Source organism: Janthinobacterium sp. NFX145, from assembly GCF_049810325.1.
Classification (GTDB): Bacteria; Pseudomonadota; Gammaproteobacteria; order Burkholderiales; family Burkholderiaceae_D; genus Janthinobacterium; species Janthinobacterium rivuli.
In genome coordinates, this window is sequence record NZ_CP187360.1 from 5,408,549 (window position 1) to 5,421,877 (window position 13,329).

10 protein-coding genes are annotated in these 13,329 nt (G+C 64.0%); 2 read left to right on the plus strand and 8 right to left on the minus strand.

Annotation, left to right across the window (positions count from 1 at the left end):
• Nucleotides 1–7: 7 nt before the first annotated feature.
• Entirely contained in the window at nucleotides 8–1,216 is a 1,209-nt protein-coding gene (coxB, locus tag ACPJXG_RS24185; protein ID WP_035824734.1) for a cytochrome c oxidase subunit II, read from the minus strand.
• A gap of 466 nt (nucleotides 1,217–1,682) precedes the next feature.
• On the minus strand, nucleotides 1,683–2,579 hold the full coding sequence (locus ACPJXG_RS24190) for a methyltransferase domain-containing protein (protein ID WP_046683389.1): 897 nt from the start codon (nucleotides 2,577–2,579) through the stop codon (nucleotides 1,683–1,685).
• 84 nt (nucleotides 2,580–2,663) lie between these two features.
• On the opposite strand from ACPJXG_RS24190, the gene ACPJXG_RS24195 reads away from it, so the two are divergent.
• On the plus strand, nucleotides 2,664–3,425 hold the full coding sequence (locus ACPJXG_RS24195; RefSeq protein ID WP_425252563.1) for a phosphoribosyltransferase family protein: 762 nt from the start codon (nucleotides 2,664–2,666) through the stop codon (nucleotides 3,423–3,425).
• Nucleotides 3,426–3,452: 27 nt separating this feature from the next.
• Nucleotides 3,453–3,923, plus strand: a complete 471-nt coding sequence (gene trmL / locus ACPJXG_RS24200) for a tRNA (uridine(34)/cytosine(34)/5-carboxymethylaminomethyluridine(34)-2'-O)-methyltransferase TrmL (protein ID WP_035824729.1) — start codon at nucleotides 3,453–3,455, stop codon at nucleotides 3,921–3,923.
• Nucleotides 3,924–4,036: 113 nt separating this feature from the next.
• Here the strand turns inward: trmL and ACPJXG_RS24205 are convergent, their stop codons facing one another.
• From ACPJXG_RS24205 to ACPJXG_RS24230, 6 genes are read right to left on the minus strand one after another with little or no spacing between them, the layout of a single operon-like run.
• Entirely contained in the window at nucleotides 4,037–4,786 is a 750-nt protein-coding gene (locus tag ACPJXG_RS24205; RefSeq protein ID WP_219311787.1) for a hypothetical protein, read from the minus strand.
• 17 nt (nucleotides 4,787–4,803) lie between these two features.
• Nucleotides 4,804–6,006, minus strand: a complete 1,203-nt coding sequence (locus tag ACPJXG_RS24210; protein ID WP_425252564.1) for a hypothetical protein — start codon at nucleotides 6,004–6,006, stop codon at nucleotides 4,804–4,806.
• A 33-nt stretch (nucleotides 6,007–6,039) separates the two neighbouring features.
• The gene (locus ACPJXG_RS24215) at nucleotides 6,040–9,738 is read right to left on the minus strand and encodes a tubulin-like doman-containing protein (RefSeq protein ID WP_425252565.1); all 3,699 of its coding nucleotides are present in this window, start codon (nucleotides 9,736–9,738) and stop codon (nucleotides 6,040–6,042) included.
• A 36-nt stretch (nucleotides 9,739–9,774) separates the two neighbouring features.
• Nucleotides 9,775–10,212, minus strand: coding sequence for a hypothetical protein (locus ACPJXG_RS24220; protein WP_176388082.1), 438 nt, complete (start codon nucleotides 10,210–10,212; stop codon nucleotides 9,775–9,777).
• A 44-nt stretch (nucleotides 10,213–10,256) separates the two neighbouring features.
• Nucleotides 10,257–11,732: a hypothetical protein gene (locus ACPJXG_RS24225; protein ID WP_425252566.1), complete on the minus strand. Its 1,476-nt coding sequence runs from the start codon at nucleotides 11,730–11,732 to the stop codon at nucleotides 10,257–10,259.
• Nucleotides 11,729–13,213, minus strand: a complete 1,485-nt coding sequence (locus ACPJXG_RS24230) for a hypothetical protein (RefSeq protein WP_425252567.1) — start codon at nucleotides 13,211–13,213, stop codon at nucleotides 11,729–11,731. Before ACPJXG_RS24230 ends, ACPJXG_RS24225 begins: the two co-directional genes overlap by 4 nt.
• Nucleotides 13,214–13,329 lie beyond the last annotated feature (116 nt).

Here is a 13,329-nt window from a genome sequence, read left to right on the forward strand (position 1 = left end):
CTCCTAATTACTTGCGTGCAGCCACGATTTCGGCTGGTTGAACGATGTTCTCTGCGGCCTTGTTCGACCAGGAATTGCGCGTGTAAGTGATCACTGCGGCAATTTCCGTGTCGGACAGCTGTTTCCAGGCTGGCATTTCAGCGGGATACTTGCCGCTCTTTTGCCCGTTCAGCAAGACGTGGATCTGCTCCGCTTTCGGACCGTTCACCACGGCCGAACCGTCCAGCGGCGCGAACGCACCTGGCACGCCCTTGCCCGTCGCCTGGTGGCAGACCACGCAGTTGGCCGCATACACTTTCTCGCCCTTGACCTTCAATTCATCGATGGTCCACACCTTGCTTGGATCATCAGCCAATGCCGCCATTTCCTTTTGTTTTACATCAACCCAGGCCTTGTAATCTTCGTTGGACACGACCTTGACGACGATGGGCATGAATGCATGTTCCTTGCCGCACAGCTCGGCGCAATTGCCGCGGAAGGTGCCGATATGGTCGGCCTTGAACCAGGTGTCGCGCACGAAGCCGGGAATCGCATCCTGCTTGACGCCGAAGGCGGGCACGGACCAGGCGTGGATGACGTCGTTGGCCGTCAGTACCACGCGGATCTTCTTGTTGACCGGCACCACGACTTCGTTGTCGACTTCGATCAGGTAGTTTTCGCCGCGTTTTTCCGTCGGCGGCACGCCTGGCGCGCCCACTTGCGAGCGCGGCGTGGCCAGGTTGGAAAGGAAGGAAATGCCTTCGCCCTCGCCTTTCAGGTAGTCATAGCCCCATTTCCACTGCATGCCGGTGGCCTTGATGGTGATGTCGGCGTTCGAGGTATCTTTCATGCCGACGACGGTGCGCGTGGCAGGCAGGGCCATGCCGATGACGATCAGGAAAGGCACGACGGTCCAGGCGATCTCGACGGTGGTGCTTTCGTGGAAAGTGGCCGGCTTGTGGCCCAGGGACTTGCGGTGCTTGAAGATGGAATAGAACATGACGCCGAACACGGCCACGAAGATCACCAGGCAGATGATCATCATCAGGGTGTGCAAATCGTAGATTTCATGGGCGATCTGTGTCGCCGGCGGTTGCAGATTCATTTCGAACGGCACGGGACCGCCGGTGCCGGGATAGGTGCCGGCAGCCGGTGCCGCCGTGGCCCATCGCCCGATGCCAAACGCTGTCAAAGACAGCCCGAGCAGCAACGATTGAAGTCGCTTTGCATGTGTCATGTTTTCCCCAACCACCCAAAAAATAATGATATTTTAAACGGCTGCGGACTTCTCCGTACTGGACCGCTGCCGCTCCTCCATGAAAGCAACACGGCCAGAATGCGGCCATGTGCGTCAAGCACCAGCGAATTCCATGCTGGCCGCCGACGCCAAAACGCTGACGGACAACCATGCTGGAACCCTGTTTTTCTTCCTCACATCGAAATGGCCTCGTGTGGAAGATGGTTACTATACTAATGCAGTAACTTCGAATTCGTCTCGCTTTGTTTTTTTTATTTTGTATGCAGCCCTTGTTTTTTACACTTATTAAGCTGACAAACAATCAACGATTATAATCAAGTAAACTTGAATCCATCAAGCAATAATCGGCTTTGTGCATGCCCTTCTGCTGGCCGCCGCGCGCTTTGCAACGCTTGCTGCAACATTAACGCGCGGATGGCGACCAAGTGTCGGTTTCTTTGCGCTTTTATTTGGGTTTGCGCGGCAAATCAAAGCGGATGATCGCCTCGCCATTGCGCGTCACGCGCGGCGCTGGACGGAAGGCGTGGCCATAGATCACCTCGAAACTCAGGCCCAGCTTGCCGTCGGGACGGCGCGTCTTTTCCAGCGCGGCCAGCATACGCTGCCAGGCCGCCTTGCCCATCAGGCCGCGCCGGCGCGTGGTCAGCGGGTTGCCGCCAAAGGCGCGCACGTCCGCCAGCAGTTTTTCCGCCGTGTCGTAGGTGACGGTGATGATCTCCATATCCAGCACGGGGGTGGAAAAACCCGTCTCGACCAGCATGTCGCCAAAGTCGTGCATGTCGACAAAAGGCAAGGCATGCGGATATAAATCGGCCTCGGCAAAGGCATCGCGCACTTCGCGGAAGGTGTCGGGACCGAAACAGGAAAACATCAGCAAGCCATCGAGACGCAGCGCGCGCCGCCATTCGGCAAACACACGGTCGGGTTGCGCATGCCAGTGCAGCGCCAGATTCGACCACACGAGGTCGATGCTGCCCTGCGCCAGCGGCAAGTCGCCCAGGTCGCCGCACAGCAAATCCACGCCCGCCTTGGCCGGCAGCAGTTTGCTGAGGAACTGGTTCAAACTGGCCAGTTTCGACGCGGGCGCGCGCGCCGCCTGCATCATCGCTTGCGCTGCATCGAGACCGATAATCTGCGCGGCGGGATAATCCTTTTGCAACTGCGCCAGATCCGCGCCCGGACCGCAGCCGGCGTCCAGCACACGGTGCGGCGTGATTTTCACCAGCTCCAGGCGCTCGTGCATGCGTGCCGACACTTCGCGGCGCAGGAAGTCCGATGGCGCGACGCGCGCGGGACGGGAAAAGAAATCGCGTACTTGCACCGCATCGATGGGCGCACTCATTTTGGGTGGATTGGCGGGAACAGGCATGTTGAAACCGGTGAGGTGAGATAATGTCGGCAGTGTACATGGAACGACGCCATCGCGATGCGGACGGCCACCCGGCACCGTCTTGATGCCGCCTGGCAGTCGCTGCGGCTGTGGCTGGGCGCCACGGTGCTGCCGGCCCAGTGCGTTCTGTGCGGCATCGGCTGCCCGCAAGTGCTGTGCCCGCCCTGCCGCGCGCAATATCTGGGGCAAGGAGGCGGACAACTGCGCCCCCGCTGCCGCCAGTGCGCCAATCCGCTCGACGATGTGGCAACGCTGTGCGGACGCTGTCTGCGCCAGCGCCCCGCGTATGACGCCACCGTCACGGCGTTTGACTATGCGGCGCCCGTCGACCAGTTGCTGCTGCAACTGAAATTCGGCGCGCGCCTGGCGCTGGCGCCCCTGTTGGCAGAGCTGCTGTATGTTGCCACTCAGCAACAACCCGCTTGGGAGGCGCCGCAACTGCTATGTCCCGTGCCGCTGGGTCCGGCCCGGCTGGCCGAACGGGGCTTTAACCAGGCGCTGGAAATCGCCCGTCCGCTGGCGCGCCTGCTGGACGTCCCTTTACAGCCCCGCCTGGCGCTGCGCGTGCGCGACACCCGGGCGCAAAGCGGCGTGGCGCCGCAGGAACGGCAAGCCAACCTGGCGCACGCGTTCGCCATCGCGCCGGAACACGCGCCGTCATTGCACGGGTGTCATGTGGGCATCGTCGACGACGTGATGAGCAGCGGCCATACCGTCAACGCCCTGGCCACCGCCTGCAAGAGCGCAGGCGCGGCCAGGGTCAGCATACTGGTGGTAGCGCGCACGCCGCCGCATTGAATTAGTTATATATATGAGGAGAGCATTTTGTTTCACGTTGTTTTGGTAGAACCTGAAATCCCGCCCAACACGGGCAACGTCATCCGCCTGTGCGCGAACACGGGCGCGCAGCTGCATCTGGTCGAACCGCTGGGCTTTCCGCTCGACGATGCCAAGATGAAGCGCGCCGGCCTCGATTACCACGATTACGCCAAGATGAAGGTGCACAAGAACTGGGATGCGTTCCTGGCCGACACCCAGCCCGACCCGGCCCGCATGTTCGCCATGACGACGCGCGGCTCGCGCCCGTTCGGCGACGTGGCCTTCCTGCCGGGCGACGTATTCGTGTTCGGCTCGGAAACGAAAGGCCTGGACCCGGCCCTGCGCGACGGTTTTCCCGCCGAGCAACGCATCCGCCTGCCGATGCGACCGGACAACCGCAGTTTGAATTTATCGAATACGGTGGCCGTGGTCGTCTACGAGGCCTGGCGCCAGCACGGCTACGCCGGTGGCGCGTAGGTCGGATTAGGCCCAAGGGGCCGTAATCCGACAACATTGTTGGCGTTAGTGGTGTTGTCGGATTACGCGGGGCTTTACCCCGCTAATCCGACCTACTCGTTTGCATACGGCGATCAGCGCAGCGCCAGCTGCGCGTCAACGCCCGTATCCGCATCCAACATCACCAGCTGCGTGCGCAAGTCGCGCGTGGCGGCCAGCTTGCCGTTCACGTACAGATTCGTCCTGACGCCATACACGCCTTGCGATACGCCTTCCGGAAAGGTCAGCTGGAACGAGTTTTCAAAGCGCCCGCCCGACTTGTTGTTGCTGGCCAAGGCCTTCGAGCCGGACTTGAATGGCTGGCCTTGCGGGTCGAGCACCACCAGCTCTTCGCGCACGTCGGTGACGCTTTGCGCGCTGCCGTTGACCAGCTCCACCACCGAATTGACCTTGAACGGCTGGCCGCGCTTGACGGTCGACGCGCTCAGCTGCGGCGTGTACGACACCACTTGCGGCTCGCGCGGCAGCGCGCCGCGCGTGCGGATGTAGTCGCGGTCCGCCTGCGCCGCCGTCTTGGTCTGGCGCGAATTGACATTGATGGCCAGACAACCGGCCGCCGCCAGTCCCCCGCCGATGGCCGCGCCCTTCAGCGCAGCATTCTTGCCGCCCGCCAGCGCGCCCAGCAATGCCCCCACGGCTGCGCCGGCGGCGGCCGTCGCGCCCATGCTGCACGGGTCATCGTCCGTTGCCGCCTGGCTTCCACCTTGCGGATAGGAACCGTCCTGGCGCACGCCGTTCGGGCTCATCGGCGCCGTGGCGCAGCCGGCCAGCATGGCCGCGATGGTCAGCGCGGCAGCCGCGCGCACAGTGGTGTGATTCAGCATGTTGACTCCCAGGATTGCTAATTGATCGTTGTTTCCGTCTGCAGCACTTGCCGTTCGCGCTCGCGGATGCGGCGCGACAGATTGTCGATGCGCGCATTGCCCGGATCGACGCGGCGCGCGCTTTCCAGATACGTCTTGGCCGCATCGAACTTGCCTTCCAGCAAAGAGCGCTCGGCATCGCGCAAGAACGATTGCGCCATCTCGTTGCGCATGGCCGCGCCGCTATCGACGGGCGACGTTTCCAGCGGACGGCGTTCGGCCACCGCTGAACGTTCGACCGCGTGCGCGGGCGCAGGTTCCTGCTGTGCCGGCGCCAACACGGGGGCCGGGGCTGGAACGGGTGTCGCGGGCGCCGACAGCGCCAGCACGTCTGCCTTCAACTGCGGCAATTCCACCGCTTCGCGGTCGATGGCTTCCAGCCTGGCGATGCCATTTCTTGCCGCCGTCGCGTCCTTGCCATCGAGCGCCTGGCGCACGCCCACCAGCACGGACGCGGCTGCCGCCTGCTGGCGCGCCAGCTGCTTGCGCAAGGAGTCGACGCTCGATGCGCCCGCGCAATCGATGTCGAGCGCGGCGATGCCCTTGGCCGCGCTTTGCAATTGATGGCCGTCGATGGCGCGCTCGATGGAACGCACACCGCGCTGGCAACCGCTGGACGCGGCACCGGCCTTGCCGATGGCCGCCTGCAAATCGTCGGCCTTGGCGCTGGACTTGCCCGTACATACATTCTTCGCCGTCGCCAGCTTCTGGCGGGCGCCGTCCAGGCTGCCATCCGCCACCAGCTTCAAGCCGCTGTCGATGGCGTCGTTGCAAGCCGACTCATTCTTGCCACCCGGCTTGCCGTTCATGTAGACGATCACCAAGGCCAGCACGGCGATGCCACCGAGCCAGCGCAGCCACTTGCGCGGCGGCGATGACCGTTCGGTTGATGCCGGTGGCGCTGCCGGCGCGGGCTTGGGCACGGCTTTCGGCTGGGCCGGCTGGGCCTGTTTCGCTGGCGCCGGCGGCGGCACGGTAGCCTGCTTCGGTGGCGCTTTCGGCGCAGGGGCCGGTGTCACCGGCACGGGCGGCGGCTTGGGCGCTACCGGCAGTGCTGGCACAGGCAGCGGCGGCGGCACGGCCGCGGCTGGCCGGGCCACGCCCGCCATCGCGTGACCGCAGTACGGGCAATGGCTGACAACGGTCCACAGGCCCGTCTTGCATTTGTTACAGATATCCAAAACTAATCCTTCATTCCAACGTCATTCCAGCGTTCACAGGGGCGGCGGCATCAACGGTGGCGGCGCGCTGAGGAACAGGGGCGCCAGTTCCGGGAACTGGGCCAGATCGGCCCAGGCCGGCAAGCCGGCGCGCCACACCTTGGTGGCGCCTGGTGCGACCTGCCCCGCCTGTACGTATTGCACGATCTGCTGGGCCGTGAACGGTCCCTGCTGCTGGCCATTGATGCCCAGGAAATACTGGTATTCCACCAGCGGCGGCGGCATGCCGCCCAATGGTGGCGGTGCCATGCCGAACACGGCCGCCGCCGGGGCAGCGGCCGCGCCGGCCGGGCGCAGCAATTGCTCGAGGCGCCCCGCTTCCAGCATTTCCCCCTTGATCGCATACTTTAACCGCGGCTGCCCGTCCGCTTCCGGCTCGCGCACTTCCCAGTCGTAGGCGTCGCTGTCGGAGTCGCCGATGACATTCGCCCATTCCTTCAGGCGGCCCAGCAAGGCTTGCACCGTGCGGTCGAGCTCGTCGCTGGCCATGCCCTTGCGGCGCGCCGACTCGCGCAGGCGCGCGCCCACTTCGGCGGAAATGGCGCTGCCAAAACCGACGTACGGCAGTTGTGAGCCGTCGGCTTGCGCCACCAGCTTGGGCGCATATACGGTGCGTTCATAGTATTTTGCCAGCGCGGCCATGGCCGCTGTCTGCACGGCGTCAAGCGCCGTCAATTTTTCCTCGATGCGCAGCGCGATATTTTTCTCGTACGAGGCGGGCATGCCGTTCTGGCGGATGGCCCGTTCATTGCCGATGCGGCGCAAGTCACCCGGCTCGACGGCAAACTGGTACTGGCCCGGCGGCACGACGCGGCCCGTGTGGCGCGTCAGCACGCCCAGCATGATCGCTTGCAGGAACTCACCAAAATCTTCCGCCAGGCGCTTCATCTCGTCCGTGTTCGGCGCGATCGGGTGCGTGAATTGCGTCGGATCGATGTGCGTGTGGGTCGGTGCCTTGTCGTTGTCACCTTCCTTGCGGTAACTGGTGCGCCAGCCTTCCAGGCCGCGCAGCACCGTCATCGGCACGCCGGCCAGCTCGCAATAGCAGACGGCGCGCCCGCGGATGCCCGTCTCGACGATTTCCAGCTGGTTCACCGTGATGCCCACCTGGGTCGGCACGCACGATTCGAGCTCGGCACCGAACTTGGCTTTGAAGGCGGCCGCGTTGGCCACGCCGATCACGCACTTGAACTGGTCCGACACAACAGTGAAGTCGCCCGCCATATTGGCGTCGATCCACGGCATGGAGCAGGCCAGCAGCTTGCGGAAGCGGTCCAGGCGTTCGGACACGTCCATCTGTTCCAGCGCTTCGAACAGCGGGTCGGGCGTGCTGGTCGCGCCTTCGGTCAGACCGGCGGTGGCGATCATGTTTTCGGCCATGCGCGTGACTTTGGCCAGGATCAAGCCCCGCTGCGCCGGTTCGCCCAGCATGGGGAACAGGGCTTTCGAGCCGCCCATGTCCTTGAACGCTTCATCGGCCCACTGGCGCAAGGTGGCCGCCGATGGCAGCGCGATGTCTTTTTCCGTGACGGGAATGACGATCAGGGTCGCGTGTTCCTTGTCCAGGTCCTTTTGCAGGATGGTATTGGCCGTTTTGAGTTCCGCCAGCATGGCCAGCACACCTTCGCGGCCCGTTTGCAGCTCGCCCACGAGGCCATTCCACTGCGCGCGGCCTTGCGCATCAACGCCGACCCGGTTGCCCAGCCAGCGCGACAGTTCGCCCAGCAAAATGACGGACTCGTCCGCCGCCTTGGCACGCAGATGGAATTTCAGGGCATTCGCCATTTCCGTGCGCAAATGATCCATCACGACGCCCGCCTGCTTTTCGCCATTGCTGAGGAAACCGAAGGTGCTGCGCGTCTGTTCCAGGTTGTTCAACAGGCGCTCGTATTCGCGCGAGCGCACGGCTTCCTTGATTTCGCGGTAGCGCTCGGCATTGTTGCCGATCTGCGCCGTCAAGCCGCTGCCCGGCGCCTCGATGCGGTCCTTGATCTGTTCCACCAGCGACAACACGTATTCCAGGCCGCCAAATTCCTTATTATCAAGATAGCCATACAGCTGGTCGCGCACGACTTTCTTGACGTCTTCCAGCACTTCGCGGCGGCGCTTGCTGATGCGGTCTTCCGTCGTGTCGGCCGTGGAATCCTGGTCGCGCACGGCGTCGCGTTCCAGGTGCTTCATGGCGTCGCGCACCTGCGCCGGCCACTCGCTGCGGTCAAAACCCGTGCGGATATCGTTGATGCGCGTATTGACGCGGTTTTCCACACCAGCCAGCAAGTGGCCGTGGCGGTCTTCCAGCAATTCGTCGACGACGCGGAAATCGATGAAGTCGCCGCTCGAACGCTTCAGTTCGATGCTCTTGTCGGAAAACTCGGGGAAGTCGCTGAACGGCGTTCCCTTCAGGAACATATTGGCAGCGAGGAAATTGTCGCGCTGCGTATCCGTGGCGCGGTTGGCGCCCGCATCCGTGCCGCCTACGCCGAAGAACGCTTGCAGCATGGCGCCGGCCCAGCGGTGAGCCCGCTCGTCGCGCGCCGCTTCCTGGCGCGTATCAAGCACAGCCATGCCGAACGAGGAAAAGCGCTTCGAGAAATACAGGCGCATGTCGCCGAAGCGGTCTTGCGGCACGGGCGCGTTGTACAGCGAGTTCTTGTGCTGCGCCTGGTTGACGGCGATCGAGCGCTTGGCGCGCGCGAAGTCGGCCGAAGCGAAATCCTCGAACAGCGAGTCGGCCACCATGTGGTAGACGTCGCTGACATCCTTGGTGTGCTGCTGGGCCAGGTTACCCGAATCGATCAGGTAGACCTCGCTGTACGGCTCGCGCGTCAGCTCCGGGCGGTCATACGCATCCCAGCGTCCCACATAGCCTTTATTGCCCATCATCGCCGATTCCAGCTCCATCAGCGCCGCGTAACCGTTGGCCTCGACCCGGTCCTTGTTGGCCTTGGTGTAGCCGGTCGGCAAGAACAGCATCAGCTCCACGTCGGCCGCGCCCACTTCGCTGCGCGCCAGCCAGCGCGCCAGCAAGCCCATGTCGAGGAAGGAACCGGACCCCGTGCCACCGGCCACGGAACCGACGATCACGATGCGGAAACGGTTCGTTTCCATGCGCAAACCCAGCTCGGCCAGCTGGCGCTCGTGCGACAGGCCCGCCTTCAGGGCTTTCAGCTTCAAGCGGATCTTGTCGCGGATTTTTGCATATTTATCGAAGAAATACAGGCGCGAGACGGCGCGGATCTGGCCGGCGCCGCTGCTCATGTCGAAACGCAATTCGCGGATGCGCTGTGGCGTCAGCGGTAGCCATTCCTTGATGTGCGGATATTTTTCCAGGGAATCTTCATCGCGGCTGTACTTGTCCATGTCGAACGATTCGACCACCTTGTCATCGTCCGTGAACTTCACCTGGTCGAACTGCAAGTCCTTCGCCTGCGACTCGCCGCTTTCGATCACGGCGCCATTGTCGAGGTCGAAATGGATGAATTGCGCGATGGGAAAGTCGGCCAAGCCCTCGATGCGCGTGCGGTTGCCCGCGCCGCCCCACAGGGTGTTGAGGACGCGCCGGCGCACGCGCATCAGCACCTGCATGCCCGTGCCGCCGATGCCGATGAACAGGGTCGGGCGCAGTTCGATGATCTTGTCCTGCTTGCGCTCGCTGGCGCCGCCGGTGATGGTTTGGTTCAGGTTCTCTGCCATGGTGATTCCTTCGATGATGCGTGTTACGGCGTGTGCTTAACGGCGGCTGGAAGTAAAAGTCAGCAACAGGGCGACCAGGCCCACCAGCACCAGCGGTCCCATGAACAGTGGCGCGAGGAATTTATGCGCGTTCACGGCGGCCAGCACGACACCGGTCGCCAGGCTGGCCAGGAAGATGAACAGCCACCAGCCCGAGGCATTGGCCTTGTTCGGCGGCACGCGCTTGGCCACGAGGCCATTCGCGTAGGCATTCTTGGCAAAGAAAAAGGCGATGAACAGCAGCAACAGCACGACGCCGCCGATCAGGGTGTCGCGCGACGAGGTATCGGTCGTGCTGGCAGGATCGAGCGCGGGCGCAGGTTCGGTGGTAGCCGTGGTGGCGGCACCTGCAGCCGGTGCGTCCGCCGCTGGCGGCGCGGACGCCGGGGCCGGCAGGGTAAAACCAGTGTTGTCTTTAGGAGTCTCTTGCGCCATGGTATGCCTCTGGTGGATTTGAATAGTTTAAAAGGGAATCGTGATCAGGCCAGGCTCAGGGTATGGCCTTCTGCCACGCGCACGACGGCCGGCTGGCCCAGCCCCCGCTTGAGTTCGCCAATGTCGCGGCCGTCATCGTCGCGGATCTGCACGCTCTTGAATGGTTTTAACAGCACTTGCCGCTGCACGCCGTCGGCCATCACCTTGTAGCGCGTGGCGCGCGTGCCAAGCAAACCCAGCGCCAGCAAGCCCAGTACGAGCGCCAGCACGCCGCCCAGTATCACCAGCACGGGCAGCAGCGGATACTGGATGCGCACCAGCAGCGGTATCGTTGCCTGCGACGCGCGCACGCTGTCGGGCGGCGTAAACATGCCGGATATCGGGTCGCCGGGGAACAGTTCCTGCAAATCCTTGCCAAAACTGGACGCCAGCGCCAGCCGCTGTTCCGACAGGCCCACCTGCGCCTGCATCGGCAGCATCACCTGCTTGCCCATGGCGGCGATCGCCTGCGCCGACCATGGCGACGGAATCTGCGCCATCGGCAGCGCGAACTGTACCTGCACGGACTGGCTGGCGCCCGGCTGCAGCTGGCGGATTTGATCCGGCGCAACGTGCAGCGGCGCGTTCTGGCCAGCCAGGCTGGCGTGCACTTTGGCGCTATCGATCACGTACGGGAAAAACATGTTTTGCAGCGACGCCTGCAACACTACTTGCGGCACCAGCTTCGCCGCATCGACGTCGAGCACGATGGTGCGCCCGTCGCGGCCCAGGCTGGCGTGCACATTGGCGCTGTTCTTGACGGACTGGGGCACGATGCGCACGGCATCCTGGTCCACCGGTTTCAAGCGAGCGGGCGGGCGCGTCAGCACTTGCGACAAACGCCCTTCCGCCAGGATGCGACTCAAAGCCTCGGACGCCGGCTGGCCATACGCGAGCGCATACACCATCAAGCCCTTGGCGCTGTACAGCTTGCCCTGCACGGGCATACGCAGCGGAAACACCACCGTCTTGGTGATCGACGGTTCCAAATGCAGCAGCCGGTAAAAATCGCGGTTGCGCTCGGCCGTCTGGCTGTCGTTGTTAGGGCTGTTCTTGTTATTGGTAAAGATCCACACGATGCCGGAAGCGGACTGGAACGGGCCCGTGATGGTCTTGGTGACGGCTTCCTGGAAATCCGTATCGGCCAGCGCGCCGCCGGCGCTCTTGCGCGCCAGGCCGAGACTGGCCAGCTGGCCCGCCACGCCGGCGCCGCCCTGTCCCTGCCCGATCAGTGCGGGCGACACATTGCTGCCGCTGCTCTGGCTGAAGGCCAGCGTATAAACCTTGTCGGACGGGCTCGTGGCGGCCTGCGCCACGGCGCCCACCAGCGCTTTCAGCTGCGAATGCTCATCCGTGTAAAACGGCTCCATCCAGCCCGAGTTTTGCACGAGGAACGCTTGCTGGATGCCGGCCGCCTGCACGCCGGCGGTGGCGAAGGCGAGCAAGGCGGCACAGGCCGCGATCAGGACGCGCGCTTTCATGCCTGCAAGGCCCAGCCATCGATGCGCGACAGCAGCGGGTGATACGCCCACAAGGTGCCTTCATGGACAAACAAGCGCACCCGCCACGGCTCGCCGACGGCAAAGGTATGAAACACGGTTTCGCGCAATTCATCGTCCTGCACCAGCTGGGCGGCCAGGCGCTCGTTCGAGCGCAGCACGCTCGACAGGCCGGCGCTGGTGGCAAATTTCACGCCAAAGACGCTGTTGCCAACGCTTGATTCCAGCAGCGGCATGACGGCCTGGTTCTTGCCGCCATCGTCGCCGTGTTCCGGCTCTTCCCACGGCGCCGTTTTCAGCTTGGTGGCAAAGCGGTAATTGAAGCTGCCCGAACACAGGCGCGGCGCCAGCGCGTCGGCACGTTCGGACTGCGCGCCCAGTTTCACGTAAACATAGGTGCCGCGGCTGCGCTCGAAGCACAGCTGCCACAGGCCGCCGTCGCGCGACACGTAGGGGCTGCCGAATTCGAAATGCGGCACCAGCCCTTCGGGCCAGGGTGTGAACGAGGCGGCCACGTTGCCGTCCGGCTGCAGTTGCAGGCGCAGCTGGCCGTTGGCGCAAGGCCACACGGCCATGCGGTTGTAGGCGACGGGCGCGCTGACGTTGCCCAGATCAAACAGGCCGTCGAGCAGCACGTCGCTGCCCGGCTTTTGCGCGGCATCAAGATTGACGAAGCGGAGGCGGCCGTCGTCGTCGCGCAGCGGCGCCCACAGGCGGTTCTGGAACCAGACGGGCGCCGCCGCACACGGCGCGCCGCCCACATGCTCGACCACATAGGTGAGCGAAGGCACGTCGGGACGGATGCAAGCCAGGCCATGGCTGGTCGGCAAGACCAGCACGCTATTGAACTCCGGCACCAGCTCGGCGCGCCAGGCGCCGTGGGCCAGATCCGATTCAGCCAGCAGGCTGCCATAGTCGGGATCCAGCGCCAGCCAGCGTTTCGAGGCGGGCAGCCACGCGTGCAAGACGGCCTTGCGCGGGTCGAGCGCCAGCAGCGCGGGTGCGCTGGTGCCGAACTGGGCGGAAAAGAATTCGTATTCGCCGGGCGGCGGCATGGGCAGCGAGGCATCGGCCTGCGCATGCTCTTCGCGGGCGCGCTGGTCGGCCAGTTTCAGCGGCACGCTGGCCTGGCGCAAGCCGGACGGGCCAGCCGGCGGCACGTCGCTGACGGGGTGTGCGCCGTAGGGCGGCACCCACGGCGGGGTAATTGACGTGTCGGGCGGCACTTGCAAGGCCGCGCCCGAAGCGGGGTCGAACGCAAATTCGGGCGGGAACTGGCGCGCGGGCGCGTCGGCCGCCGTGGGCAGGCGCCGCGCGAGCATCAGCTTGCCGATATCGGCATCGCTTACCAAGGGCGAGACGTTCTGGCCGTCCGCGCTGCGCTGCATGCTCCATGCGCCCTCGTCATCCACGTGCCAGGCGCCGGAAGGCAGTGGCCAATCCCCAGAAGTTTTATGGTCCATTTATTTTCTATGACTAGCAATGCATTCAGACGGTGTAACGTGCTGGGGCTGTCGAAACGAAGTCGCAGCCCTGGCAGTTCTCATAGTAACGTCTTTTTATCTGTATGGAAACATTG

Excerpts from the sequence above, each read along its gene's own strand:
- coxB (WP_035824734.1), bottom strand. The coding sequence starts at position 1,216 with ATGACACATGCAAAGCGACTTCAATCGTTGCTGCTCGGGCTGTCTTTG.
- ACPJXG_RS24190 (WP_046683389.1), bottom strand. The coding sequence starts at position 2,579 with ATGAGTGCGCCCATCGATGCGGTGCAAGTACGCGATTTCTTTTCCCGT.
- ACPJXG_RS24195 (WP_425252563.1), top strand. The coding sequence starts at position 2,664 with ATGCGGACGGCCACCCGGCACCGTCTTGATGCCGCCTGGCAGTCGCTG.
- ACPJXG_RS24205 (WP_219311787.1), bottom strand. The coding sequence starts at position 4,786 with ATGCTGAATCACACCACTGTGCGCGCGGCTGCCGCGCTGACCATCGCG.
- ACPJXG_RS24215 (WP_425252565.1), bottom strand. The coding sequence starts at position 9,738 with ATGGCAGAGAACCTGAACCAAACCATCACCGGCGGCGCCAGCGAGCGC.
- ACPJXG_RS24220 (WP_176388082.1), bottom strand. The coding sequence starts at position 10,212 with ATGGCGCAAGAGACTCCTAAAGACAACACTGGTTTTACCCTGCCGGCC.
- ACPJXG_RS24225 (WP_425252566.1), bottom strand. The coding sequence starts at position 11,732 with ATGAAAGCGCGCGTCCTGATCGCGGCCTGTGCCGCCTTGCTCGCCTTC.
- ACPJXG_RS24230 (WP_425252567.1), bottom strand. The coding sequence starts at position 13,213 with ATGGACCATAAAACTTCTGGGGATTGGCCACTGCCTTCCGGCGCCTGG.